The organism is Cellulomonas sp. P24 (assembly GCF_024704385.1).
Lineage (GTDB): Bacteria > Actinomycetota > Actinomycetes > Actinomycetales > Cellulomonadaceae > JAJDFX01.
This window is the reverse complement of sequence record NZ_JAJDFX010000002.1, coordinates 2,137,983-2,162,158: the sequence shown is the minus strand read 5'-3', so window position 1 is coordinate 2,162,158 and position 24,176 is coordinate 2,137,983. Positions and strand designations below refer to the sequence as shown.

Annotated in this window: 21 protein-coding genes and 2 pseudogenes; 10 read left to right on the top strand and 13 right to left on the bottom strand. The window is 71.5% G+C overall.

Annotation, left to right across the window (positions count from 1 at the left end):
• Positions 1-287: 287 nt before the first annotated feature.
• The 5 genes from LJB74_RS10045 to LJB74_RS10025 all read right to left on the bottom strand — a co-directional run bounded on the left by LJB74_RS10045 (position 288) and on the right by LJB74_RS10025 (position 4,490).
• Positions 288-1,247 carry a D-alanine--D-alanine ligase gene (locus LJB74_RS10045; protein ID WP_259308403.1) on the bottom strand — a complete coding sequence of 320 codons (960 nt, stop codon included), beginning with the start codon at positions 1,245-1,247 and terminating at the stop codon, positions 288-290.
• Entirely contained in the window at positions 1,244-2,578 is a 1,335-nt protein-coding gene (locus LJB74_RS10040; RefSeq protein ID WP_396125226.1) for a PLP-dependent aminotransferase family protein, read from the bottom strand. The genes LJB74_RS10045 and LJB74_RS10040 overlap by 4 nt, the downstream gene beginning before the upstream one ends.
• A 62-nt stretch (positions 2,579-2,640) precedes the next feature.
• Positions 2,641-2,979 carry a co-chaperone YbbN gene (locus LJB74_RS10035; protein WP_259308401.1) on the bottom strand — a complete coding sequence of 113 codons (339 nt, stop codon included), beginning with the start codon at positions 2,977-2,979 and terminating at the stop codon, positions 2,641-2,643.
• Positions 2,980-2,984: 5 nt separating this feature from the next.
• Positions 2,985-3,965 carry a thioredoxin-disulfide reductase gene (gene trxB / locus LJB74_RS10030; RefSeq protein ID WP_259308400.1) on the bottom strand — a complete coding sequence of 327 codons (981 nt, stop codon included), beginning with the start codon at positions 3,963-3,965 and terminating at the stop codon, positions 2,985-2,987.
• 168 nt (positions 3,966-4,133) lie between these two features.
• The gene (locus LJB74_RS10025; protein ID WP_259308399.1) at positions 4,134-4,490 is read right to left on the bottom strand and encodes a hypothetical protein; all 357 of its coding nucleotides are present in this window, start codon (positions 4,488-4,490) and stop codon (positions 4,134-4,136) included.
• 101 nt (positions 4,491-4,591) lie between these two features.
• On the opposite strand from LJB74_RS10025, the gene LJB74_RS10020 reads away from it, so the two are divergent.
• Positions 4,592-4,717: a hypothetical protein gene (locus tag LJB74_RS10020; protein ID WP_259308398.1), complete on the top strand. Its 126-nt coding sequence runs from the start codon at positions 4,592-4,594 to the stop codon at positions 4,715-4,717.
• Positions 4,718-4,724: 7 nt separating this feature from the next.
• Here LJB74_RS10020 and LJB74_RS10015 read toward each other — a convergent pair whose 3' ends face one another.
• The 4 genes from LJB74_RS10015 to LJB74_RS10000 form a co-directional block, all read right to left on the bottom strand.
• On the bottom strand, positions 4,725-6,074 hold the full coding sequence (locus LJB74_RS10015; protein ID WP_259308397.1) for a hypothetical protein: 1,350 nt from the start codon (positions 6,072-6,074) through the stop codon (positions 4,725-4,727).
• A 257-nt stretch (positions 6,075-6,331) separates the two neighbouring features.
• On the bottom strand, positions 6,332-8,086 hold the full coding sequence (murJ, locus tag LJB74_RS10010; protein WP_259308396.1) for a murein biosynthesis integral membrane protein MurJ: 1,755 nt from the start codon (positions 8,084-8,086) through the stop codon (positions 6,332-6,334).
• The gene (locus LJB74_RS10005; protein ID WP_259308395.1) at positions 8,083-10,344 is read right to left on the bottom strand and encodes a DUF6049 family protein; all 2,262 of its coding nucleotides are present in this window, start codon (positions 10,342-10,344) and stop codon (positions 8,083-8,085) included. The genes murJ and LJB74_RS10005 overlap by 4 nt, the downstream gene beginning before the upstream one ends.
• The gene (locus LJB74_RS10000; RefSeq protein ID WP_259308394.1) at positions 10,341-10,907 is read right to left on the bottom strand and encodes an NUDIX hydrolase; all 567 of its coding nucleotides are present in this window, start codon (positions 10,905-10,907) and stop codon (positions 10,341-10,343) included. Before LJB74_RS10000 ends, LJB74_RS10005 begins: the two co-directional genes overlap by 4 nt.
• A 161-nt stretch (positions 10,908-11,068) precedes the next feature.
• Between LJB74_RS10000 and LJB74_RS09995 the strand changes: the two genes are divergently transcribed.
• Positions 11,069-12,517, top strand: a complete 1,449-nt coding sequence (locus LJB74_RS09995) for a CCA tRNA nucleotidyltransferase (protein ID WP_259310330.1) — start codon at positions 11,069-11,071, stop codon at positions 12,515-12,517.
• Positions 12,518-12,521: 4 nt separating this feature from the next.
• On the opposite strand, the gene LJB74_RS09990 is transcribed toward LJB74_RS09995, so the two are convergent.
• Positions 12,522-13,835: an MFS transporter gene (locus LJB74_RS09990; RefSeq protein ID WP_259308393.1), complete on the bottom strand. Its 1,314-nt coding sequence runs from the start codon at positions 13,833-13,835 to the stop codon at positions 12,522-12,524.
• A gap of 86 nt (positions 13,836-13,921) precedes the next feature.
• On the opposite strand from LJB74_RS09990, the gene moaC reads away from it, so the two are divergent.
• A complete protein-coding gene (gene moaC / locus LJB74_RS09985) occupies positions 13,922-14,443 on the top strand; it encodes a cyclic pyranopterin monophosphate synthase MoaC (RefSeq protein ID WP_259308392.1) in 522 nt (173 codons plus the stop codon).
• A 199-nt stretch (positions 14,444-14,642) separates the two neighbouring features.
• Here moaC and LJB74_RS09980 read toward each other — a convergent pair whose 3' ends face one another.
• Together LJB74_RS09980 and LJB74_RS09975 are read right to left on the bottom strand one after the other, a co-directional pair.
• Positions 14,643-15,722, bottom strand: coding sequence for an inositol-3-phosphate synthase (locus tag LJB74_RS09980; RefSeq protein ID WP_259308391.1), 1,080 nt, complete (start codon positions 15,720-15,722; stop codon positions 14,643-14,645).
• A complete protein-coding gene (locus LJB74_RS09975) occupies positions 15,719-16,372 on the bottom strand; it encodes a PadR family transcriptional regulator (RefSeq protein WP_259308390.1) in 654 nt (217 codons plus the stop codon). The genes LJB74_RS09980 and LJB74_RS09975 overlap by 4 nt, the downstream gene beginning before the upstream one ends.
• Before the next feature lie 48 nt (positions 16,373-16,420).
• Here LJB74_RS09975 and LJB74_RS09970 point away from each other — a divergent pair.
• The 6 genes and pseudogenes from LJB74_RS09970 to rplI form a co-directional block, all read left to right on the top strand.
• A pseudogene (locus tag LJB74_RS09970) lies at positions 16,421-18,223 on the top strand (transglycosylase domain-containing protein); the annotation flags it as partial.
• 148 nt (positions 18,224-18,371) lie between these two features.
• On the top strand, positions 18,372-19,079 hold the full coding sequence (locus LJB74_RS09965) for a PASTA domain-containing protein (RefSeq protein WP_259308389.1): 708 nt from the start codon (positions 18,372-18,374) through the stop codon (positions 19,077-19,079).
• A gap of 149 nt (positions 19,080-19,228) precedes the next feature.
• The gene (gene rpsF, locus LJB74_RS09960) at positions 19,229-19,525 is read left to right on the top strand and encodes a 30S ribosomal protein S6 (RefSeq protein ID WP_259308388.1); all 297 of its coding nucleotides are present in this window, start codon (positions 19,229-19,231) and stop codon (positions 19,523-19,525) included.
• Between the two features lie 45 nt (positions 19,526-19,570).
• Positions 19,571-20,083: a single-stranded DNA-binding protein gene (locus LJB74_RS09955; protein ID WP_259308387.1), complete on the top strand. Its 513-nt coding sequence runs from the start codon at positions 19,571-19,573 to the stop codon at positions 20,081-20,083.
• A 98-nt stretch (positions 20,084-20,181) separates the two neighbouring features.
• Positions 20,182-20,418, top strand: coding sequence for a 30S ribosomal protein S18 (rpsR, locus tag LJB74_RS09950; protein ID WP_259308386.1), 237 nt, complete (start codon positions 20,182-20,184; stop codon positions 20,416-20,418).
• A 15-nt stretch (positions 20,419-20,433) separates the two neighbouring features.
• Positions 20,434-20,883 carry a 50S ribosomal protein L9 gene (gene rplI, locus LJB74_RS09945; protein ID WP_259308385.1) on the top strand — a complete coding sequence of 150 codons (450 nt, stop codon included), beginning with the start codon at positions 20,434-20,436 and terminating at the stop codon, positions 20,881-20,883.
• A 72-nt stretch (positions 20,884-20,955) separates the two neighbouring features.
• Here the strand turns inward: rplI and LJB74_RS09940 are convergent.
• Positions 20,956-22,300, bottom strand: a pseudogene (locus tag LJB74_RS09940) (MATE family efflux transporter).
• A gap of 372 nt (positions 22,301-22,672) precedes the next feature.
• Between LJB74_RS09940 and dnaB the strand changes: the two are divergent.
• Positions 22,673-24,043: a replicative DNA helicase gene (gene dnaB, locus LJB74_RS09935; protein ID WP_259308384.1), complete on the top strand. Its 1,371-nt coding sequence runs from the start codon at positions 22,673-22,675 to the stop codon at positions 24,041-24,043.
• Positions 24,044-24,176 lie beyond the last annotated feature (133 nt).

The window sequence follows — 24,176 nt, the reverse complement described above, 5'->3', positions numbered from 1 at the left end:
GCCTGACCGTCGAGTTCGCGTCGGTCCATGACCTCAACAGGATCCTCGAGACGTTGGCGCCGAACGACCCGGGGCTCCTCAAGAACGATCACGCGATCGGCTGACTCCGTCCGCGGGCGGCGGACCGGGTGTGCACGCGGAGGGATGTCGCACCGGGTCGGACAGAGGGCCCGCTTGGCGTGCGGCCGCGACGGAGCCCGGCGCGAGAGCGGGCCGTTGACCAACCTCGATCGTTGACCAACCCGGGCCGTTGACCAACCCCGGTCGTTACCAGGGTCAGGTCGGCCTCAGCTCTTTGCCGACCCCAGCGCCACGGTGACCAGCCGTCGGTAGAGGTCACCCAGGTGGTAGCCGGCCGCCTCGGCCGCCTGGGGGAGGAGTGACGTCTCGGTCATCCCCGGCGCGACGTTCACCTCGAGGAAGTGGATGCCACCCGCGGCGTCGACGATGAGGTCGGTGCGGGAGATGTGCCGGAGGCCGAGCACGCGGTGCGCGAGCACGGCGACGTCGGCGGCGCGTGCGGCCACGTCGGACGTCAGTCGCGCCGGGGCGAAGTACTCGGTGCGCCCGGGGTTGTAGCGGGCGTCGTAGTCGTACGGGCCGTCAGTCACGATCTCGACGGCCGGCAGTGCTGCCGGCCCAGTGCCCTCATCCACGACGCTCACCGCGAGCTCGACGCCGAGAACCGCCGTCTCGATCATCGCCGTGTCGCCGTACGAGAAGCAGTCGACCATGGCGCGCGGGAGGTCCTCCGCACGCGTCACCAGGTTGACCCCCAACGCCGAACCCCCCTCGGCCGGCTTCACGACAAGCGGAAGCCCGAGCCGCGTCGTGATGGCCTCGAGTACCCGGCCCGCGCCGACGTCACGGAAGAGGGACTGTGGCAGCGTCACGAACGGCGGGGTCGTGAGACCGGCCCGGCTCACGACCGTCTTGGCAGCCGGCTTGTTCCAGGCGATCCGCGACGCGCGTGGATCCGTGCCGAGGTAGGGGAGCTCGAGGAGCTCGAGGACGTCGCGCACCGAGCCGTCCTCACCACTCGCGCCGTGCAGCAGGGGCCAGACGAGGTCAGGACGCAGCTCGGTGAGGGCCGGGATGAGGTCGGAGTCGACGTCGTGGACGCTCACCTCGATGCCGACGCCGCGCAGCGCCTCCGCCACCCGGCGACCGGATCGAAGCGAGACGTCGCGTTCGTGGGACAGCCCGCCGGCGAGGACGGCGACGCGGGGCTTCGCGGTGATGCTCATGCGAGGTCCGGCGACGGCGACTCGACGGTCGTCCCGACGTCCCCGGGAGACACCCCGAACAGGTCGACGAGATCGGCCTCGCTCGAGATGACGCCCGCCAGGCGCCGGACACCCTCACGGATGCGTTCGGGAGTCGGGAAGCAGAACGAGAGGCGCATGTGGTCGGCGCCCTGTCCGTCGGCGTAGAACGCCGTCCCGGGAACGTAGGCGACGCGCGCGGTGACCGCGCGGGGGAGCATCGCCTTGGCATCAAGACCTTCGGGCAACCGGACCCACGTGTAGAAGCCACCGTCCGGAACCGTCCACGTCGCGCGCGGCAGGTGCTCCGAGAGCGCCCCGACCATCGCGTCACGACGCTCCCGGTAGAGCTCGCGGAAGGCCTTGATCTGCCCGCGCCAGTCGCAGGTCGCCAGGTAGGCGCTGATGGCGAGCTGGGAGGCGTTGGACGGGCACAGGATCGCGGACTCGCTCGCGAGGACCAGCTTCTCGCGGATCGCGTGGGGTGCGACGGCCCACCCCACCCGGTAGCCGGGGGCGAAGGTCTTCGAGAACGACCCGAGGTAGATGACGCCGTCCTCGTCGAGCGACCGCATGGCCGGGACCGGGTCACCGTCGAACCCGAGCAGCCCGTACGGGTTGTCCTCGAGCACGAGAACGCCGTAGCGCCGGGCGATCTCGAGGATCCGCGGACGGCGCTCGGCGGACAGCGACACCCCCGCGGGGTTGTGGAAGTTCGGGACCGTGTACAGCAGCTTGACGCGTCGGCCCGAGCGCGCGAGGCCGGCGAGGGCGTCCTCGAGGGCCTCCGGGATGAGCCCGTCCTGGTCCAGCGGGACGTGGACGACGTCGGCCTGGTAGGCGCGGAAGACTCCGAGGGCACCGACATAGCTCGGAGCCTCGGCGACGATCACGTCCCCAGGGTTCACAAACAGGCGCGTCACAAGATCAAGGGCTTGTTGTGAGCCGGTGGTCACGACGACGTCGTCGGGATGCGCGACGATGCCCTCGAGTCGCATGACCTCGAGGATCTGTTCGCGCAGGGTCTCGTCACCCTGACCGGAGCCGTACTGCAGCGCCGTCGTCCCGCGCGTCGCGATGACGCGTTGGGCCATCTCCCCGATCGCGTCGAGCGGCAGTCCCTCGAGGTAGGGCATGCCCCCGGCGAGGGAGACGACCTCGGGTCGGCTGGCAACGGCGAACAAGGCGCGGATCTCCGAGGCGCGCATGCCGTGCGTGCGCTCGGCGTACGACGACAGCCACGGATCCAGACGTGTCCCGGCGGTCGGGGGGCGGGGGCCCGACGTCACCGCATCAGGCGTCGGCTGGTCGATCACCACCCGAGTGTCGCACGTCGCCGGACAGCCACGACGTCATGGCACACGCTGCGGACAGGTCAGCCGGCTGCGAGGACGCCCTCGACGAGCGCCACGAGCTCCGGCTTCGGCTGCGCCCCGACCACGGTCCGGACGAGCGACCCCGCCGCGAAGACCTGCAGGCTCGGGATCGAGTCGACCCCGTGGGTGGTGGCGAGCCCGGGGTGGGCGTCGGTGTCGACCCGGACGACGCGCAGCCGTCCGCGGTAGGTCGCGGCGAGCTCGGCGACGACCGGGTCGACCAGGCGGCACGGCACGCACCACTCGGCGGAGAACGCCACCAGCACCGGACCGCTCGCCTCCAGGACCAGCGTGCCGAACGTCGCCTCGTCCGCCTCCGCCACCACCCCGTCGGGCACGTCGGTCACTGTGCTGCGGTGACCTCGACTGCGCGATCGGCGAGGTCGGCCAGGTAGTGCTGGGCGTCGAGAGCAGCCGCGCAACCCGAACCCGCCGCCGTGATCGCCTGACGGTACGTGTGGTCGACCGCGTCACCGCAGGCCACCACCCCGGGGAGGTTCGTCCGGGTAGAGCGACCGTCGACCAGGATGTACCCCTCCGGGTCGAGATCGACCTGGCCGACGAGCAGCTCGGTACGCGGCACGTGACCGATCGCGACGAAGACGCCCGTGGCCGGTACGTCCCGCTCGGCGCCGGTCTGGGTGTCGCGCAGCGTCACGCCGGTGACCTTCTGGTCACCCTGGATCGCGACGATCTCGCTGTTCCACGCGAACGAGATCTTGGGGTCGTTGAACGCGCGGTCGGCCATGATCTTCGACGCGCGGAGCTGGTCGCGCCGGTGCACGATCGTCACCTTCGACGCGAACCGCGTGAGGAACGTGGCCTCCTCGACCGCGGAGTCACCGCCGCCGACCACCAGGATCTCCTGGTCGCGGAAGAAGAACCCGTCGCACGTCGCGCACCAGGACACCCCACGACCGGACAACCGCTTCTCGTCGTCGATGCCGAGCTCGCGGTAGGCGGAGCCCGTCGCCAGGATCACCGCGTCGGCGGTGTAGGTGTCGCCACCACCGGTCACGACCGTCTTGACCGCTCCCGTGAGCGAGAGCGACGTCGCGTCGTCCCAGATCACCTCGGCACCGAACCGCTCCGCCTGCTTCTGCATGTTCTCCATGAGCTCCGGACCCTGGATGCCCTCGGGGAACCCCGGGAAGTTCTCGACCTCGGTCGTGTTCATGAGAGCGCCGCCGGCGGTGACGGAGCCGGCGACCACCAGCGGGGCCAGCCCGGCTCGAGCCGCGTAGATCGCCGCGGTGTAGCCCGCGGGGCCCGACCCGACGACGATCAGGTTGCGGTGGGACGTGGTGGTGGTCGACTCGCTCACAGGTCAGTCCTCGTTCTCGGTTCGTGCTCCGGTGGCCTTGACCGCCCACAGCGGTCCTGGTCGCGTCAACGGATTCTCGGGGGCGGGTGTTCCCGCACCGGCAGTGCGGGCGGTCGTGGCAGGGCGTGCGTAGGTCAGGAGACCGGGTGGGTCACCGTACGGCGTGGGTCACGAGACCGAGACCTCGTTGATCTCGACCCGGTTGCTCCCGTCGGCCGTCTGCGGCAGGAGGGTGAACCAGAGCATGATCGACTGCGTCTCGACGGGCTTCGAGAACGTCAGCACGGTGTCCGGGCCCATCGGCCCGGAGGCGAGGACCGGGCCTGTCGTCGGGTTCGCGGCGTCCGTCGCGCGGACCTCGACGTTCCCGCCGGAACCGTTGATGTGCAGCGTCACGGCGGTGACGGTCGTCTTCTTGGTGAGCGTGATCGCGAACCCGATCCCGGGCTTGCCCCCCATGTCGGCCTGCGCGTACGTGCTGCTCGTCCAGGCGGTGGCCGGGTTGCCGTCGATGGCCAGCCCCACGATGTCCGGGTGCTCGGGTCCGTCTCCCGGAGGGGGGGTTCACCGATGCGACCGACGCGATCACGGGTGCGCCGCCGGACGGAGCCGCCGAGGTCGGGGTGGTGCTCGGCGCCGAGGCCGTCGGTGACGCGCTCGCCGTTGCGGTGGGGGTCGTCGCACCCGGGATCGGGACCGAGCCGGCGGTCGGGGCGGTGATGGGGGAGAACAGTCCCTTGAGTGCGATGTAGATGCCGATCAGCACCGCGATCGTGACGATCGCCAGCACGAGACGGGTCGGGTCGAAGCGACGGACCGCGAGCGGAGCGTCGTCCTCCGCGACCAGGGCGTCGAAGGACGCCCGCGGGGTCGCGAAGATCGCCGCGTCGGGCGCGGGCGCGGCACCCGTCGGCTGCGGCAGCACGGGCGTCCGTCGGGACTGGCTCGGCGGGAAGGCCGGGGGAGGCCTCCGGTGCCCGCGGTGCCGACCGGTCGAGGCGCCTCGGCGCCCGGTCCGGTGGTGCCCGGTCCGGACCCGCCGCCGGTCCCGGGGGCAGGTGACGGGGTCGCTCCCGCCGACGCCGCGGCGAACGGGGGCATGGACGATGCCGGGGTCGCCGCCGGAGCGGTGACGTCGGGGCGACGTGGGCTGGTCCGGGGCGGGATCGCCGGAGGCGGCGTGCCCGGGCGGTCGGCACCCGCCGACGGACCGGACTCGAAGGTCGAGCGGACGGACTGGCGTTCGACCGCTCCGGTCGGGCGCGCGGCGACGACCGGCACCGCGGGGACGTCGAGGAGGGCGTCTGCCGCCCCGCGCCCGAGCAGCTCGCCGGGCCGCAGTGCGCCCCATGGTTCCAGCTCGTCCACCAGCTCTGCCGGGCTGTGCGGGCCGTCGTCGTTCGGACCGAGGGTGACGGCGCACAACGTGTCGAGGTCGTTCGGGATGCCGGCGACGAGATCGGCGGGTGGAACCGCGCTGCCCTGCACGACGGGCGCGACCTGGACCCCGGAGGACAGCAGCTCCCCGGTCGCCGGGTCGCTCGGCCACCGGCCCGTCAGCGCCGTGTACAGGAGCCGGACGAGCCCGACCGTGTCGGCGCGCGTGGTCGACCGGGCATCACCGATCCCGAGGTTCAGGAGCACGCCGTCGACCGCGGTCCCGGTGAGCACGACGCCGCCGGACGCGGTCACGTGGAGGGCCGACGGGCGCAGCGCAAGGTGGTGGACGCCGCGACGGCGGGCGACCTCGAGGGCGCTCGCCGCCTCGCCGATGAGAGCCCGCGCCTGGTCGGCCGCGAGCGGTCCCTGTGCGACGAGCTCGGCGAGCGACGGACCGCTCACCTGCTCGCTGATCACGTAGCCCACGCCGTCGTGGTCGCCGACGTCGAGGATGCGCACCAGCCGAGGGTCGGCGACGAGCGCTGCACGACGGGCCGCGTCCAGCGCCTGCGACACGTTCCCGGTGGCGATGATCGACACGTGGACGGAGCGGTCGAGGATCTGGTCGGTGGCGGTCCACGCGCTCGACCCGGGGAGCGAGGTCGGCAGGGACTGCAGGACCCGGTATCGCCCCGAGAGCAGCGTGCCCCGTCCGACGGCGTCGGTCACCTGGCCTCCTGAGTGTTCGTCGCGACGACAGCCCGTCCGGGCTCCGACCGTGCACCCGTCCATCCGGTGCACCCGCGCCTGCCCCATGCTACGCGGGGTCCTGTGGTGACGGATGTGTGAATGTTGAGGAGGATGCGCAGGTGGGAGGCCTCGGGCTCGTCGGGAGCCGACGCGTCCCCGGTCCGGAGCACCGTACCGGCGGGGCCGTGGTGACGGAGCCTTGCCAGCGAGGTCGTGCCGGGCGGGCGTGACGCGGGTCAGGCGGCCCGTCCGCGGCGCGCCAGACCGCGCGCCCGTCTGAGCAGCGGCGCAACGAGGTCCTCGAGCTCCCGGACGTGCATGAGGCGCAGCAGCCCCGCGTAGACCCCCGCCATCACCAGTCCGACGACGAAGCAGAGCACCACCGCGCGGACGAACGCGGTCAACCCCGACGGGGTGAACGGGGCGACGGTCAGCGCGACGTGCACGATCGGCCAGCCGACCGCGACCGCGACCACACCGGCCACCCCCGAGCGCGCGTAGAGCCGAAGGATCCGGGCCTCGTCGAGCCCCCCGTGCCGTCGGCGGAGGCCACCGCTCGCGACGATCGCCCCGAAGAGGTACGAGAGGGACGTCGCCAGACCGGCCCCGACGGTCCAGAGTCCCGGAGGGAGCAGGGCGAGCCCGGTCCACGTCCCGCCGGCCACGATCACGGCCATCGCGACCTGGATCCAGAACAGGGTCTTCGCATCCTCGTACGCGTAGTAGAGGCGCTGGCACAACGACCAGTGGCCCATCGGGGCGAGCCCGATCAGCAGGGCGACGACGACGTCGGACACGGTCGAGACGGCCGATCCGTGCAAGGACGGGAACACCACCCGGGTGAGCGGCATCGCGAGCACGGCGGCGACGGCGGTGGCGAACACGGTGAAGACGCCGATGACGCGCGCCGTGGACGAGAAGCTGGTGCGAACCGCATGGCCGTCACCGCGCGCGGCATGCGCCGACAGCGCCGTGAAGGTGGCGGTGAGCAGCGAGACCGTCACGAGCGAGTGCGGCAGCATCGCGACGAGGTAGGCGCTGCTGAACGCGGCGTTCCCCGCGACCGTCCCGGCGCCGGCCGCCGTCGCGGCATGCTGGGCCGCCGACGTCACCCGGACCAGCAGCCAGAACCCCGCCTGCCCGACGAAGACGGCCGCGAACGTCCACCCCGCCACCCGGGCCGCGCTCCGCAGCCCGACCCCGCGAACGCCCCAGCGGAGCCGGAACCGGAAGCCGAGGGAACGGAACGGCAGGACGAGGACCGCCGCTTGCGCTGCCACGCCGAGCGTCGCGGTCCCGGCCAGGAGGGCGACACGGCCACCGGTCCACCACGCGAGGTGGGTCGTCGGCCCGGTCGCGGTGAACGGGCCGGCGACCGCGATGAAGAGCACCAGGCCGCCGATCGCCACGACGTTGTTGACGACCGGTGCCCACATGTAGGGCCCGAAGCTGCCGCGCGCGTTGAGCACCTGCCCGAGCAGCGTGTACATCCCGTAGAAGAAGACCTGCGGGATGCACCAGAACGCGAACGCGGTGACCAGCGCGGTCTGGTCCGGCCCGCCGCGCGAGTACAGCGAGGCGAACACACCGGCGGCAGCGGTGAGGACGATCGTCAGCCCGAGGAGGACCGCGGCGCCGAGCGTCAGGATCCGGTTGACGTAGTCGTCCCCGCCGCCCTTGGTGTACGCCAGCACGACCTGCGGGACGAGGACGGCGTTGATCACCCCCGCAGCGATCAGCATCACGAGGATGTTCGGGAGCGTGTTGGCGACGTCGAACGCGTTGGCCGCCAGCCCCGCCGCGCCGATCGCCCAGACGAGCATGGCCCCGCGCACCATCCCGAGGACCCGTGAGACTGCCGTCCCTGCCGCCATCACGCCGACGTTGCGGCCGAGACCGGACTCACGACGCTGCTGCGGCTGGGCCGCCGCGTGCCGGGCCGCTCCGCGCCGGCCTGCCGCGTGCCGGGGGGTGGCGGCCAGGTCCCTCACGGGGCAGCCTGCCCGTCGCCACGCATCCGCGCACGCCGGGCGGTCTGCCCGCGCCTGACGGTGCGCCACAGCCCGACGATCAGGCCGAGCACGAGCAGGCCCGCGACCACCGCCGTGCCGACGTTCTCCCAGTCGGCGTGCACGCTGACCGTGAACCGGGTCGGGTCCGCCACCGGTGTCCCGTCGGACGTCAGCACGCTGACGTCGACGACGACGTTGCAGCTCGCCACCGCGTTGAACGGAACCCGGAAGGAGGTCGTCTGGTGCGCGGGGACGACGACGGTGGGCGCGTCGGGGACGACGAGGCAGCCGTTCCGAGGCGTCAGGCGCAACGTGACCGTGGCGTCCTGGTCCAGGCTGTTGCGCAACGAGATCGGGACCTCGCTCGACTGCGAGATGAGGGTGACGTTGCTTCCCTGGATGATCGACAGACCCGTGCGACGGGCCCGCAGGTCCTTGAGGAGCGAAGCCAGGAGAGTGGCACGGCCGGCGGTGTCGGCGCGCCAGCCGACGGAGAGCGGGCCCAGGACCGACTCCTGCACCCCGTCGAGCAGTGCCGCCGGGTTCGGGACGATCGACGCGAAGGTCTCGAGCGTGTGCTGCTCGCTCGCGATCGTCGCGACGTCGGGTGCGGGGAGCTCGGTCGGATCCGTCGCCGTCGTCGGGAGGGGGTCCCGCTCGACGTCCGGGCTCGCCGACGAGATCAGCTTGCTGAGCGGTTCCATCGCGACCCACGGGGCGCTCTCGAGTGCCGCGAGCTGTGCGGCGGCGACCGCCGTCGTCGGCGTCCAGTCGCGCCCGACCGTGACCAGGAGGTGCCGGTCCTGGTTGGGGCGCTCCCGGGTGATCACGGCAGTCTCGGCGAGAAGGCGTTGCGCCGCGACGGCCGGTGAGTCGCTCCCGGGCGACCGCAGGAGCGAGGACAGGGTCGGGTCGGGGACGAGGGCCGCGATCGATCCGGCGGCCGTCCGTACGGTCGCACGTCCGGTGGGCGTGTACGTCAGGTCCGTCGTCGGCGTGAGCGCGGAAGGATCGACGACGACCGCCGACGCGCCGAGCTGCGCGGCCTCGTCGAGGGTGGCGGCGTCCGTGGTGCCGTCGGGCGCGAGCTGGAGGCCGGTGAGCGCGCCGATGTCGTTGACCCACGGCAGCGCACTGGTCAGCGTGTCGGCCTGCTGCGCCAGGCTCGTGGCGCCCGCGCGGGCCACCGCTGCCAGATCCGGGTCCGCGTATGGGAGGGCGAAGACGTCGCGCGACGCGGCCCCGCTGTCGAGCGCCGAGAGCCAGGCTGCGCCCGTCGTGCCCGAGGCGCGCGCGGCGACCACGAGCGCCGGGTCCACCGCCCACGACACACCGGGATGGTGGGCGCTCAGTGACACGAGGTCGGCGAGCCTGCCGTTCGGGGCGAACGTCGACGCCGCGGTGCTGCCCGACGGGTTCCCGGTGCCGTTCGTCGCCGTGCCGGTGGTCGCGTTGCCGGTCGGCTGCGTGGCCGTGGAGCCCGACGTCGCCGTCGAACCGGGCGTTGCCGCGGAACCGGGCGTGCCACCAGGAGAGGCGGTCCCGGTCGGCTGCGTGGGCGACACGTCGGGCGTGGCGGTCGTCGGCGGCTCCGGGCTCGCGGCCGACGCCTCGGCGGCGAGATCGGCCGCGTCCCGGGTGATCGGCACCAGCACCGAGATGCTCGTGCGTGCGGACTGATCGGTGGGTAGCCACAGGGCGAAGGTCCGGGCGATCCCCACCCGCGACCACCCGTCCAGGACCTGAACCGCGAGCCCGCGTGCACCCCACTGCGAGGTCGCCGCCGACAGCCGGAGCGACGCCGCGGGCACCGTGAGCTGGACCGTCGTCGATGCGTCCGGCGCGAGCGGAGCGGGAAGCGCCATCGACAGGACCGTCGTCCCGGCGGAGCTGGTCGGGTCGGCGGACGTCCACGCGTCGAGGGAGTACCGCGTCGACAGCGAGGTGCGGCTGAGCAGGACGGCGGCGCGGGGTTGCTGGATCGTCTGCGTCGACCCGTTGGTCACGGTCGCGCTGACGGTCAGGTCGTCGCCCGGGCGCAGGATCTGCGGCGTCACCGCGGTGATCGTGATCGAGACGGCCGTGGGGTCCTGGACGACGGCGCCGGGGACGGCGGTGCCCGTCCGGGCCGTCGCAGGGCCGGCGCCGAGACCGGCCGTGAGCAGGGCGATCGCACCGGACACGAGTGCAGCCGTCGCGGCCCGTCGACGTCGCCGCGTGCGGGACCAGTGGATCATGTGGACCGTGCGAGCACCTGGTGTGCCGCCTCGGCGAGCCGCCGTTCGTTCGGGTACGCAAGCCGACCGGGCAGGTCGAGGACAGGCACCCACGCCGCGTCCTCCGCCTCGCTGTCGGGGTCACCCTCGACGCTCAGCTCGCCACCGACGGCACCCAGCAGGAAGTGGTGGACGACCTTGTGCACCCGCCGGTCGTCACCGGTGAACCAGTAGTCGATCACCCCGAGCCGCCGGACGACCTCGCCGGTGATCCCGGTCTCCTCGGCGATCTCTCGCACGGCCGCCTGCTCCGGGGTCTCCGTCCCCTCGAGGTGGCCCTTGGGCAGGCACCACTCGAGGCGCCCCGCACGGTTCCGCCGTGCGATCACCGCCGCGAGGTACACGCCGTGCACCTCGCTCACGACGAGGCCACCCGCCGAGGTCTCCTCGACCACCGGGAGGGACGGCGCCCCCGAGTGCGACGGGTGCCGCGTCGACGTCACCGACGGGTCGATCCTCAGCGCGTGGCCACCGGGCGGGGAGGGTACCCCGCTCGGCCGCTCCGACGACGCTGGGCTCGACATGTCGCCACTGTAACGACTCCGCCGGTACGCCCGCCGCACGCGGGCGGAGCCGGGAGCCGCCACATCTGGCAGGCTTGGACGCCGTGCCGCCCCGTGACCCCGACCGCTCCGTCCCCGCCCCCGTCCCCGACCCGCGCGACGCGACTGCGGACGCTGCAGCGCTGGACCGGCTGCGCCAGCGCGCGCTCGAGGTGCTGACGACGCTCGCCCCGGCCGTCATGGACCTCGGCCGGCGGTTCCAGGACGCCGGTCATGAGCTCGCACTCGTCGGTGGCCCGGTGCGGGACGCGTTCCTCGGCCGGGTCAGCGCCGACCTCGACTTCACGACGTCGGCGACCCCCGACCAGACGGAGCGCATCCTCGCGGCCTGGGGTCACACCCACTGGGACATCGGACGGGAGTTCGGCACGATCGGGGCGATGCGGCACGGCCCCGACGGCGTCCCGGACACCGTCGTCGAGATCACCACCTACCGGTCGGACGTCTACGACCCGACGTCCCGCAAGCCCGAGGTGGCGTTCGGCTCGACCTTGGAGGGGGACCTGTCGCGGCGGGACTTCACCGTCAACGCGATGGCGATCCGCCTCCCCGACCTCGTGTTCGTGGACCCGTTCGACGGGCTCTCGGACCTCGCGGCCCGGCTGCTGCGGACCCCGGTGGCGGCCACCCAGTCGTTCGACGACGACCCGTTGCGCATGATGCGGGCGGCCCGGTTCACCGCGCAGCTCGGCTTCCGGGTCGTCCCGGAGGTCGCCGAGGCCCTCGTCGCGATGGCGGACCGCATCACGATCGTGTCCGCCGAGCGGATCCGCGACGAGCTCACCAAGACGTTGCTCGCGGCGAACCCGCGGCCGGGTCTCGAGGTGCTCGTCGACTCGGGGCTCGCCGACCACGTGCTGCCCGAGCTGTCCGGGATGCGGCTGGAGATCGACGAGCACCACCGGCACAAGGACGTGTACGAGCACTCGCTGACCGTGCTCGACCAGGCCATCGGCATGGAGACGGACGCGGACGGACCCGTCCCCCGGCCGGACCTCGTGCTGCGTCTGGCCGCGCTGCTGCACGACTGCGGCAAGCCCGCGACCCGGCGCCTCGAGCCCGGTGGGACGGTCAGCTTCCACCACCACGAGGTCGTCGGCGCGAAGCTCGCCGCGCGCCGGCTCAAGGCGTTGCGCTACGAGAAGGCGACGGTCCAGGCCGTGGCGAGGCTCATCGAGCTGCACCTGCGGTTCCACGGCTACGGCGAGGCCGGGTGGAGCGACTCCGCCGTCCGCCGGTACGTGACCGACGCCGGGCCACTGCTCGAGCGCCTGCACCGGTTGACCCGGTCGGACTGCACGACGCGCAACCAGCGCAAGGCGGACCGGTTGTCGTTCGCCTACGACGACCTCGAGGCGCGCATCGCCGACCTGCGGGAGCGGGAGTCGCTGGCCGCGATCCGTCCCGACCTCGACGGTCGCCGGATCATGGAGATCCTCGGCATCCCCGCCGGTCCGACGGTGGGGAAGGCCTACGCGTTCCTGCTCGAGCTACGGATGGAGCAGGGGCCGCTCGACGAGGAGCAGGCGACGGCCGCCCTCCTCGCCTGGTGGGCGGATCAGCCGCACTGAGGCATCAGCCGCACTGAGGCTCGGGCGACCCGGCGACGGCGATCGGCGTGCGCAGCGTGGCGGCCCGGTACAGGATCGCCGCGCCGATGTACGCCCCGGCGACCGCGACGAACAAGGGCCGCGAGTAGCCGTCGTTCGGCAAGGTGACCGCTGCGAGCGCCGCCGCGCCGACGAACGCCGCGTTGTAGAGCATGTCGTACAGCGCGAACGCACGACCGCGGTACGCGTCCTCGGTGTCGCGCTGGACGATCGTGTCGACCGAGATCTTCGCGCCCTGTGCGGCGAGACCGAGGGTGAAGGCACAGGTGAGGAGCACCCCGCGGGTGAGCGTCACGACGAGCACGAGCTGGCTGACGGCGGCGAGCATGAGGCACCCGGCGATCCACCAGTGCGAGCCGGTGCGCGGGCTCAGCACCGGGGTGAGGACGACGGCGAGGAAGAAGCCAGCGGCCGACGCCACGAGAACCTGCGCGAAGACGGCCAGGCCAGCGGCCGGGTCGGCGGGATCGGCGAGCAGGTTCCGCGAGAGCAAGATGCTCGCGATCAGCGCCACCCCGTACAGGAACCGGTGCGCAGCCATCGCCTCGAGCGCGTAGGCCGGCGTCCGGCGGCGCACCAGGTAGCGCGCCCCCGAGCCGAGCTCGGACGCGAGGGCGTGGAGCTGGCGGCCCATCGGGATCGCGACGTCACGCCGGTCGGGACCGAGCTCGTCCTTCCCGATGCGCACCGCTAGCCAGGCCGCCGCGGCGTAGAAGAGGCCGGACACCGCGACGACGACGGCGTCCGTGGCGTCGCCGCGGGGAAGCAGCAGCCCCGCGGCGAGGCCGAGGCCGGCGCCGACCCCGGCCGCGGCGGCCCCGAGCGTCGGGGTGAGTGAGTTGGCCGTCAGCAGCAGCGGCCCGTCGACGACCCGGGGGAGCGAGGCGGACAGGGCGGAGAGCAGGAACCGGTTGACTGAGAGGTTGAGGAGCGCGAGCACGTAGATCACGGGGGTGATGCCCGTGGTCGCCATGAGCGCGGCGATCGTCAGCGTGATCGCGAGGCGGGCGGCGTTGCCGAACAGGAGCACCTGTCGCCGCCGCCAGCGGTCGAGGAACACCCCGGCCCACGGTCCGACGATCGTGAACGGCAGCAGGAGCACGGCGAAGGCCGCAGCGACACGACCGGCCGTCGACTGCGTCTGCGGGGAGAAGAAGAACAGCGTGGCGAGACCGACCTCGAACATCCCGTCACCGGTCTGGCTGACCAGGCGCACCGAGAAGAGTCGACGGAACCCCGGCAGCCGCACGAGGTCCCTCAGCTCTCGAAGGACGCGCATCCCGTCAGGCTACCGGCGGCGTCGCGCCTCCACGCAGTAGCCTGCCGAGCGACTGCCGGACGTCCGGCACGGGAGGAGACGCCGCGATGACGGAGACGACGAGCGTGGGGCAGCCGGACGTGCCCGGGAGCGTGGACGGTGCCGCGCTGACGCACCTCGACAGCCGCGGCGCGGCCCGGATGGTCGACGTCAGCGGCAAGGACGTCACGGTCCGCAGCGCGACTGCGAGCGGTTTCGTGCGGACGTCGCCGGTCGTCGTCGGGCTGCTCCGGGGCGAGGGTGTCCCCAAGGGAGACGCGCTGGCGGTCGCACGCATCGCCGGCATCCAGGCGGCCAAGCGCACGCCGGACCTGGTGCCGTTGTGCCACCCGATCGCGATCCACGGCGTCGTCGTGGACCTCACGGTCGAGGACGACGGCGTCCGCATCCGCGCGACGGTGCGGACCGCGGACCGCACCGGCGTCGAGATGGAGGCGCTGACGTGCGTCGCCGCAGCCGCCCTGACGGTGGTCGACATGGTCAAGGCGGTCGACCGGGCCGCGGTCATCACCGACGTGCAGGTCGAGAAGAAGTCGGGCGGCCGCAGCGGCCCCTGGCACCGCCCCTGAGCACCACCACCACCCACCCGGCCAACCGCAGATCCGCGAGATCGCACATGCGTGCCGAGATCGTGACGTGTGATGTGCGATCTCGGCGCGCATGTGCGATCTCGCGAGCAGGGGGGTGGGTCTGGGGGGACGGGATGGGGGGGACGACGAAGGCCCCCGGCGGTCGTGCCGGGGGCCTTCGTCGGTGTCGTGCCTGGGGTCAGCGCTCCACGTCGCCGCGGATGAAGGCCTCGACGAGCTCGCGGCCCTCGCGGTCCTCGTGCTGCACGGGCGGCGACTTCATGAAGTACGTCGACGCCGAGAGGATCGGGCCGCCGATGCCGCGGTCCTTGGCGATCTTCACGGCGCGCACGGCGTCGATGATGATGCCGGCCGAGTTGGGGGAGTCCCACACCTCGAGCTTGTACTCGAGGTTCAGGGGGACCTCGCCGAACGCGCGACCCTCGAGGCGGACGTAGGCCCACTTGCGGTCGTCGAGCCACTGGATGTAGTCCGACGGACCGATGTGCACGTTCCGCGCGCCCATGTCGTGGTCCATGTTGGACGTCACGGACTGGGTCTTGGAGATCTTCTTGGACTGCAGGCGGTCGCGCTCCAGCATGTTCTTGAAGTCCATGTTGCCGCCGACGTTCAGCTGGTACGTGCGGTCCAGGATGACCCCACGGTCCTCGAACAGGCGAGCGAGTACGCGGTGCGTGATCGTGGCGCCGACCTGCGACTTGATGTCGTCGCCGATGATCGGGACGCCGGCGTCCTCGAACTTCTTCGCCCAGACCGGGTCGGAGGCGATGAAGACGGGGAGGGCGTTGACGAAGGCCACGCCGGCGTCGATCGCGCACTGGGCGTAGAACTTGTCGGCCTCTTCGGAGCCCACCGGGAGGTAGGACACGAGGACGTCGACCTTGGCGTCCTTGAGGGCCTGCACGACGTCGACCGGGGCGGCCTCGGACTGCTCGATGGTCTCGGCGTAGTACTTGCCGATCCCGTCGAGCGTGTGGCCGCGCTGGACGGTCACGCCCATCGGCGGGACGTCCGCGATCTTGATCGTGTTGTTCTCGCTCGCGACGATCGCCTCGGACAGGTCGAAGCCGACCTTCTTCGCGTCGACGTCGAAGGCCGCGACGAACTCGAGGTCGGAGACGTGGTACGGACCGAACTTCACGTGCATGAGGCCAGGCACGGTGCTGTTCGGGTCGGCGTCGGCGTAGAAGTGCACGCCCTGGACCAGCGACGAGGCACAGTTGCCTACGCCGACGATGGCGACGCGGATGGAAGTCATCCTCGCTCCTCTTCGTTGTTCGGTGCCGCGACGCCGGACGCGTCGTCAGCGGGATCGGCAACGGCCGGGCGGCCACCGCCTTCAGTACGGACACGGTGGGCACCGCGCTCGTTGTCGATGAGGCCGTCGAGCCAGCGAACCTCTCGCTCGGCCTGCTCGAGCCCGTGACGTTGCAGCTCGAGGGTGTACTCGTCCATGCGCTCGCGGGTGCGGGCGAAGGACTGATGGATCGTCTCCAGACGTTCGGTCAGCCGGCTGCGGCGGCCTTCGAGGATCCGCAGCCGGGTCTCGGCGTCGGTCTGCCCGAAGAACGCGAAGCGGACGTCGAAGTTCTCGTCCTCCCACGACGTCGGCCCGGAGGAGGCCAGCACCTGCTGGAACTGCTCCTTGCCCTCGGCCGTGAGCTGGTAGACGATTCGTGCGCGCTTGCCGCTGAGGGCGTGCGGCGGGACGGAGGTCGGGGAGTCGACGCCGACGATCCACCCGCGGGCCGCGAGCGACTTGAGGCACGGGTAGAGCGACCCGTAGGACAGCGCGCGGAAGGACCCGAGCAGCAGGTTGAGTCGCTTGCGCAGCTCGTACCCGTGCATCGGGGCCTCGTGCAGGAGGCCGAGGATGGCGGGCTCGAGGACGTCGGAGCGTGCGCGCATGCGTTGCCTCCTCGGCCGTGTCTGCGGGGTTCTCGCGATGCCGATCGCATGCGATGTATCAACTCGATACATCTGGAGAGTACGTCGATACGATGCACTGAGCAAGTGTGTCGGCCTCGCGAGTGCGCGGCGCGGCCGCGTGGCGATCGTGTGAAGGGTCGCCGCGGAGGACTCGGACGGGAGGGTCTCCCCGGGCGGCTCCCGCATACTGGGGCGGCACTGGACCAGCATCGGCGGGCGGAAGGGCACAGCGTGGCAGGCGCGAACGACCGAGGGAACGGCGCGGGCGACCGCCCCGTCGTGCGACGCACGTCGACGCGTTCCCTTCTCTCCGGCGAGTCCAAGACAGTGGCAGCACCGGGCTCCGGGTCGCCACGACCCACGGGCAGCCGTGCGCCGGGCGGACGACGCGCCCCCGCGAAGAAGAAGCGGTTCATCGACTACCCGCGCGCCCGCTACCGCGGCTTCCGCCGCTGGGTGCCGTCGTGGCGGCTGGTCACCGGCGGGATCCTCGGGATGATCTTCGTCGGCATCGGCGCCCTCGTCGCGGCGTACGCGACCACGACGATCCCGCAGCCCGACCAGTTCGCCCAGGCGCAGACCTCGACGGTGTACTACGCCGACGGCAAGACGGTCATGGGGACGTTCGCGACCCAGAAGCGCATCATCGTCGACTACTCGACGCTCCCCGACTGGGTCGGCAAGGCGGTCGTCGCCTCCGAGGACAGCTCGTTCTACACGAACCGTGGCATCGACCCGAAGGGCATCGTCCGCGCGTTCGTCAACAACCTCCGCGGCGGGCCGCAGCAGGGTGCCTCGACCATCACCCAGCAGTACGCCAAGCAGTACTACACGGTCCACGCGCAGAACTACCTCGGCAAGCTCAAGCAGGCGATCCTGGCGATCAAGCTGGACCGCGCGCAGAACAAGGACGAGATCCTGGGCCGCTACCTCAACACGATCTACTTCGGTCGTGGGGCGTACGGCATCCAGGCGGCGGCACAGGCGTACTTCGGCGTCGACGCGAAGGACATGACCGTCTCCGAGGCGGCGATGCTCGCCGGCATCATCCCGGCACCGAGCATCTGGGACCCGGCGGTCGACCTCCCGCAGGCGACGGCCCGATGGAACCGGACGCTCGACCGGATGGTGTCCGGGGGGTGGCTGACGGCGGCCGAGCGTGCGACCCAGACGTTCCCGCCGGTGATCGAGTACAAGACCTCGGAGACCTACAAGGGCCCCACCGGCTACCTGCTGCAGATGGTGAAGAACGAGCTGACGACCAAGGGCGGCCTCACGGAGGACCAGCTCAACACCGCCGGCCTCAACATCGTCACGACGATCGACGCGAACGCCGAGAAGGACGCGATCGCCGCGGTCGACGCCCTCCCGCCGGGCAAGGATCCGCACACGATGATCGCGCTGGTGTCGATCGACCCGTCGAACGGCGCGATCCGCGCGCTGTACGGGGGTGCCGACTACCTGGCGCGTGCCCGCAACGCCGTGACCCAGGACGCCGCGCAGGCAGGGTCGACCTTCAAGCCGTTCACCCTGATCACTGCCCTCGAGCAGGGCATCCCGTTGACGACGACCTTCAACGGCCGGAGCCCCCAGAACGTGCCGGGCTTCGGGAAGGTCCCGAACTTCGCCAACGAGCAGTTCGGCAACATCGACCTCGTCAAGGCGACCGCGCACTCGGTGAACACCGTCTACGCGCAGCTCAACGTCAAGGTGGGTCCGGACAACACCGCCAAGACCGCCGAGGCCGCCGGGATCACGACGAAGGTCGGGACGAACCCGGCGAACGTGCTCGGCACGGACACGGTGCACCCGCTCGACCTGGCGTCCGCCTACGCGACGATCGCCTCGGGCGGCTACCGCACGACCCCGCACATCGTCGACACCGCGACGTTCATCTCCGACGGCACCGTCGCGTACAAGGGGGAGCGCCCCGAAGAAGGTGTTCGACGCCGGCGTCATCGCCGATACGACCTACGCGATGGAGCAGGTGGTGCAGAACGGCACCGCGAGCGGGTCCGTCAAGCGGCTGGGCTTCCCGGTGGCCGGCAAGACCGGGACGACGGACAAGAACGTCTCCGGCTGGTTCGTCGGCTTCACCGCCGGACCGACCGATCCGGCCGCCAACAAGCTGCAGCTGTCCACCGCGGTCGCGATGTACCAGGTCGGTGACGACGGCAGCGAGCAGTCCATCACCGGGTGGGGCGGCGTCAAGGAGGTCACGGGTGGCACGTGGCCGGCGTTCGTCTGGTCCAAGTTCATGGGCGCGGTGATGACGGGGAAGACGGCCGTCGCCTTCCCGCCGCGTGCGAACGTCGGGACCCCTGCACCGACCCAGGCGTCGACGGCGACGAGCGTGCCGACGCCCACGAGCGCGCCGACGACCGCCGCACCCACGTCGGCCACGGTGCCGACGGGGCTCGTCGGGAAGCTGCGCGCGGACGCCGAGGCCGCGGTGCTCGCCGCCGGGCTCCAGCCGTCCACGACGGAGAAGTCGGACCCGACGATCCCGGTCGGGACGGTCCTGAGCGCCTCCCCGGCGGCGGGGACCGTCCTCCCACGTGGCAGCACCGTCTCGCTGGTCGTCTCGAGCGGGCCGGCCCCGAAGCCGACGTCCACGAGCGTCCCGACCGCGCCGGCGACAACGGCCGCGAAGAAGCTCGTGACCCTGCCCACGACGGCGCCCTGATTACCACACAGGGCCGATGAGCCGATAGTGTTCGCCTTTGCTGTGCTCGGGGAAGACCGTCGCCTATCGGCGTGAGGACCCGGCACGGCGACGCGCACAACCCTCCTGTCACGGACCGACCGTGACCGCAGAGACCACAGGAGGTGGGTATGAGCCTGCGTCAGTACGAGATCATGATCATTCTTGATCCCGAGGTCGAGGAGCGCACTGTCGCTCCCTCGCTCGACAAGTACCTCTCCGTCGTGAAGAACGACGGCGGCTCGGTCGACAAGGTCGACATCTGGGGTCGTCGCCGCATGGCGTTCGACATCAAGAAGAAGTCCGAGGGCATCTACGCCGTCGTGGACTTCACCGCGTCTCCGGACACCGCCAAGGAGCTCGACCGCCAGCTCGGCCTCAACGAGGTCGTCCTGCGGACGAAGGTCCTCCGCGCGGACGCCCGCTGACGCTGAAACGACCTGTACGACCGACGACGACTTCGAGGAGCTGTCATGGCTGGTGAGACCGTCATCACGGTGATCGGGAACCTGACCGGGGACCCCGAGCTGCGCTTCACCCCGTCGGGTGCTGCCGTGGCGAACTTCACCGTGGCCTCCACGCCGCGGACATTCGACCGCCAGGCGAACGAGTTCAAGGACGGCGACACGCTGTTCCTTCGCTGCTCGATCTGGCGCGAGGCTGCCGAGAACGTCGCCGAGTCGCTCACGAAGGGCACCCGCGTCGTCGTGACCGGGCGGCTCGTGCAGCGCTCCTACGAGACCCGCGAGGGCGAGAAGCGCACCGTGTACGAGCTCCAGGTCGACGAGGTCGGTCCGTCGCTCCGCTACGCCGGCGCCAAGGTCACCCGGACCCAGCGGTCCGGTGGCGGCGGTGGCTTCGGCGGTGGCGGTGGCGGTGGCTTCGCCGGGGGCGGAAGCTCGCAGGGAGCACCGCAGGACGACCCGTGGGCCACGCCGGCCCCCGGTGGTTCCGGCGGTCAGTTCTCGGACGAGCCTCCGTTCTGATCCCGCGCCCCTCGACACCAGCAGCCCGGAAGGACCCGTTCGCGGACGCCCGCGGACCCGGCCGGCCGGCACCACGTCTTCACTGAAGGAGCACCACGATGGCGAAGGCCATTGTTCGTAAGCCGAAGAAGAAGCAGAACCCTCTCAAGTCCGCGAAGATCGACGTCGTCGACTACAAGGACACCGCCCTGCTGCGGAAGTTCATCTCGGACCGCGGGAAGATCCGTGCACGCCGGGTGACCGGGGTGTCCGTCCAGGAGCAGCGTGCGATCGCACGTGCCGTCAAGAACGCCCGCGAGATGGCTCTCCTGCCGTACTCGTCGTCGGCACGCTGAGAAGGAGGTCGACCCATGGCAAAGCTCATCCTGACCCACGAGGTGACCGGCCTCGGCGCCCCCGGCGACGTCGTCGACGTCAAGGACGGGTTCGCTCGCAACTACCTGATGCCGCGCGGTCTGGCGACCGTCTGGTCCAAGGGTGCCGAGAAGCAGGTCGCGGTCATCCGCAGCGCCCGCAAGAGCCGTGAGATCGCGACTCTCGAGGACGCCAAGGCGATCCGCGACTCGCTGCAGTCCAAGCCGGTCGTCGTGACGGCCAAGGCCGGCGCGTCCGGTCGGCTGTTCGGCGCGGTGACGACCACGGACATCGCCGAGGCCGCTGCGGCCGCCGGCGCGCCCGCGATCGACAAGCGGAAGGTCGAGATCGGCCAGCCGATCAAGGCCGTCGGGGAGTTCACGGTGCTCGTGCGCCTGCACCCCGAGGTGTCCGCGACCGTGACGGTCAAGGTCGTCGCGGCCTGACGCCGTCGTTCACAGCACGTCCAGCAGGGCCCGGTTCCGTCGAGGAGCCGGGCCCTGCTGCTGTTCGAGGGGTCAGGTCCCGGTGACCATCCACGCGGCTCCCCGGGCGCGGGCGCCGGTCGTGACGGCTCGCGCGAGCATGAACACGCCGGCGAAGGCCACCCACAACCAGGCGAGGCCGGCCGGGCCGTCGGCCGCCCAGGCGCGCACGGCCAGGGCGACGGGCGCGTACACCACCAGGGTGGCCATCCCGACTGCGGCGAGGTAGCGCCCGTCGCCGGCCCCGATGAGGACGCCGTCGAGCACGAACACCCAGCCGGCCATCGGCAGCGTCACGGCGACGACGAGCAGCGCGATGGTGGCCGCCCGCCGGACCTGGGGGTCGGTGGTGAACAGCGCGGGCAGGACCGCGGCGGACGCACCGACGACGGCGCCGAGGACGACGCCCGCCCCGACCCCCCCACTGGAGGGTGCGCCGCAGGACCGCGCGGACGTGGTCGACGTCGCCCGCACCCAGCGCGTGCCCGACCATCGCCTGGGCGGCGATCGCGAGGGCGTCGAGAGCGAACGCCGTCAGGCTCCAGATCGAGCTGACCACCTGGTGACCGGCGAGCGCCACGGCGCCGAGGCCGGTGGCGACCCAGACCGTCAGTGCGATCGCGGCACGCAGCGACACGGTCCGGACGAGCAGGGGGGTGCCGGCGCGCGCACCGGCCCAGATGCCGCGTGTGGCCGGGGCGAGCGACGCTCCGGCCTCCCGCGCGCCACGCACGACGATCACGGAGAGCACGGTCGCCATGAGGAGCTGGGTGGCTGCGGTGCCCGCACCGGACCCGGTTATGCCGAGGTGCAGGCCGAGGACGAGCACGACGTTGAGAACGGCATTGAGCACGGCGCCGGAGGCTGCGACGACGAGGGGTGTACGGGTGTCCTGGAGGCCACGAAGGACTCCGGTGGAGGCGAGCACGACGAGCATCCCCGGGAGCCCCGGGGCGGACGCGTGCAGGTAGCGGGTCGCGTGGCGTGCGACGTCGGGGCCGGCGCCGAGGGCGTCGACGAGCGCGGGCGCGAAGGCGAACAGCAGCCCGCCGAGGACGAGACCGAGGGCGAGGGCGAGCCACATGCCGTCGATGCCCAGGGTCAGTGCCGCGACCCGGTCCCCGGCGCCGAGGCGTCGTGCGACGGCCCCGGTGGTCGTGTAGGCGAGGAACACGCACAGGCCGACGATCGTCACGAGGACCGTCGAGGCGAGGGACAGGCCGGCGAGCTGCGGGGTGCCGAGGTGCCCGACGACGCTCGAGTCGACGAGGACGAAGAGCGGCTCGGCGACGAGGGCGCCGAGGGCGGGGACGGCGAGGGAGAGAACCTGTCGATCAGTGGATGACAGATGCGGTCTCAGATGGTGGATCGGGTGCATCTTCCTCCGGGTCCACAGGGCGGTGGGGGGTATCTGTGCAGATCAGAGCATCACACACCCGGAAGATTCCCGCGTGTCCACAGGGTCTGTGCACTATCCACAGACTCGTGCACAGGTGTGTACACCGGGCAGGAGGCGGATGCTGCGGAAGTCCGTCGGCCTGTGCACAAACCTGTTGTCGGGGCCCGGAGGCGAGGCTCGCTGCGACGGCGCGCAGCCCGTACTCTCACGCGGGGGGCTCCTGTGGACGGACGCAGGACGTCCTGTGTCGGACCCCCGGAGTAGGACAGAGGCAGGTTCTCCGGAGAGTCCGGCGCACGACCCGCGTATGCGGCCGACAGCAGTGACGAGCACGACGGAGAAGAGGCGCGCATGACGATCGAGGACCTCGAGCAGGGGTTCGCCCCCGCGCGCGGAGGCAGCTCGTTCGACCGCACGCCTCCGCAGGACGTCGCGGCGGAGCAGAGCGTGCTCGGCGGCATGATGATCTCGAAGGACGCCATCGCGGACGTCATCGAGCAGCTGCGTGGCACCGACTTCTACCGGCCCGCCCACGAGGCGATCTACGACGCGATCCTCGACCTCTACGGCCGCGGTGAACCGGCCGACGCGGTCACCGTCTCGGCGGAGCTCACCAAGCGCGGCGAGATGCAGCGCGTCGGCGGGGCACCGTACCTGCACACCCTCATCTCGATGGTGCCGACAGCGGCCAACGCCGGCTACTACGCGCGGATCGTGCGCGAACGATCGGTGCTGCGGCGGCTCGTCGAGGCCGGCACCCGGATCGTCCAGCTCGGGTACGCGACCGACGGCGGCGACGTCGACGAGATCGTCAACAACGCCCAGGCAGAGGTGTACGCGGTCACCGAGCGGCGCCAGAGCGAGGACTACCTGCGCCTCGGCGAGGTGATCGCGGGAACGGTCGACGAGATCGAGGCCGCCGGGCACCGCGGTGAGGGCATGGTCGGCGTCCCCACCGGTTTCGCGGACCTGGACCGCCTGACCAACGGGCTGCACCCGGGCCAGATGATCGTCCTCGCCGCCCGTCCCGCCATCGGGAAGAGCACGCTCGGCCTCGACATCGCCCGGTCGGCCTCGATCAAGCACGGCCTGACCTCGGTCGTGTTCTCCCTCGAGATGAGCCGCAACGAGATCACGATGCGTCTGCTCTCCGCCGAGGCCCGCATCCACCTGCAGAAGATGCGCAACGGCTCGATGGGCGAGGACGACTGGCAGAAGCTCGCCGGGACGATGGGCAAGATCTCCGAGGCCCCACTGTTCATCGACGACTCGCCGAACATGTCGCTCATGGAGATCCGCGCCAAGTGCCGGCGTCTCAAGCAGAAGCACGACCTCAAGCTCGTGGTGATCGACTACCTGCAGCTCATGAGCTCCGGCAAGCGCGTCGAGTCCCGCCAGCAGGAGGTCTCGGAGTTCTCCCGCGCGCTCAAGCTGCTCGCCAAGGAGCTCGAGGTCCCCGTCATCGCGATCAGCCAGCTGAACCGTGGCCCCGAGCAGCGCACCGACAAGCGGCCCCAGATGAGCGACCTGCGCGAGTCGGGCTCGATCGAGCAGGACGCCGACATGGTGATCCTGCTGCACCGCGAGGACGCGTACGAGCGCGAGTCACCGCGCGCGGGCGAGGCCGACCTGATCGTCGCCAAGCACCGTAACGGACCCACCGACACGATCACCGTCGCGTTCCAGGGGCACTACTCGCGGTTCGTGGACATGCAGGCCTGAGGTTCGTTGCTTCGCGGACGCTTCGTAGATCAGAGACAGTCGCGCTCGATGCGAAGCGATGCGACGCCGCCGGTTGAGGTGGCGCGACCGGCGATCGTGATGCGAGATCCTGGACGACGGCGGCGCTCGTCTA

Excerpts from the sequence above, each read along its gene's own strand:
- rpsF (WP_259308388.1), top strand. The coding sequence starts at position 19,229 with ATGAGCCTGCGTCAGTACGAGATCATGATCATTCTTGATCCCGAGGTC.
- LJB74_RS09965 (WP_259308389.1), top strand. The coding sequence starts at position 18,372 with ATGGAGCAGGTGGTGCAGAACGGCACCGCGAGCGGGTCCGTCAAGCGG.
- moaC (WP_259308392.1), top strand. The coding sequence starts at position 13,922 with ATGACGGAGACGACGAGCGTGGGGCAGCCGGACGTGCCCGGGAGCGTG.
- rplI (WP_259308385.1), top strand. The coding sequence starts at position 20,434 with ATGGCAAAGCTCATCCTGACCCACGAGGTGACCGGCCTCGGCGCCCCC.
- rpsR (WP_259308386.1), top strand. The coding sequence starts at position 20,182 with ATGGCGAAGGCCATTGTTCGTAAGCCGAAGAAGAAGCAGAACCCTCTC.
- LJB74_RS09975 (WP_259308390.1), bottom strand. The coding sequence starts at position 16,372 with ATGCGCGCACGCTCCGACGTCCTCGAGCCCGCCATCCTCGGCCTCCTG.
- dnaB (WP_259308384.1), top strand. The coding sequence starts at position 22,673 with ATGACGATCGAGGACCTCGAGCAGGGGTTCGCCCCCGCGCGCGGAGGC.
- LJB74_RS10045 (WP_259308403.1), bottom strand. The coding sequence starts at position 1,247 with ATGAGCATCACCGCGAAGCCCCGCGTCGCCGTCCTCGCCGGCGGGCTG.
- LJB74_RS09990 (WP_259308393.1), bottom strand. The coding sequence starts at position 13,835 with ATGCGCGTCCTTCGAGAGCTGAGGGACCTCGTGCGGCTGCCGGGGTTC.
- LJB74_RS10000 (WP_259308394.1), bottom strand. The coding sequence starts at position 10,907 with ATGTCGAGCCCAGCGTCGTCGGAGCGGCCGAGCGGGGTACCCTCCCCG.
- LJB74_RS09955 (WP_259308387.1), top strand. The coding sequence starts at position 19,571 with ATGGCTGGTGAGACCGTCATCACGGTGATCGGGAACCTGACCGGGGAC.
- LJB74_RS10005 (WP_259308395.1), bottom strand. The coding sequence starts at position 10,344 with ATGATCCACTGGTCCCGCACGCGGCGACGTCGACGGGCCGCGACGGCT.
- LJB74_RS09980 (WP_259308391.1), bottom strand. The coding sequence starts at position 15,722 with ATGACTTCCATCCGCGTCGCCATCGTCGGCGTAGGCAACTGTGCCTCG.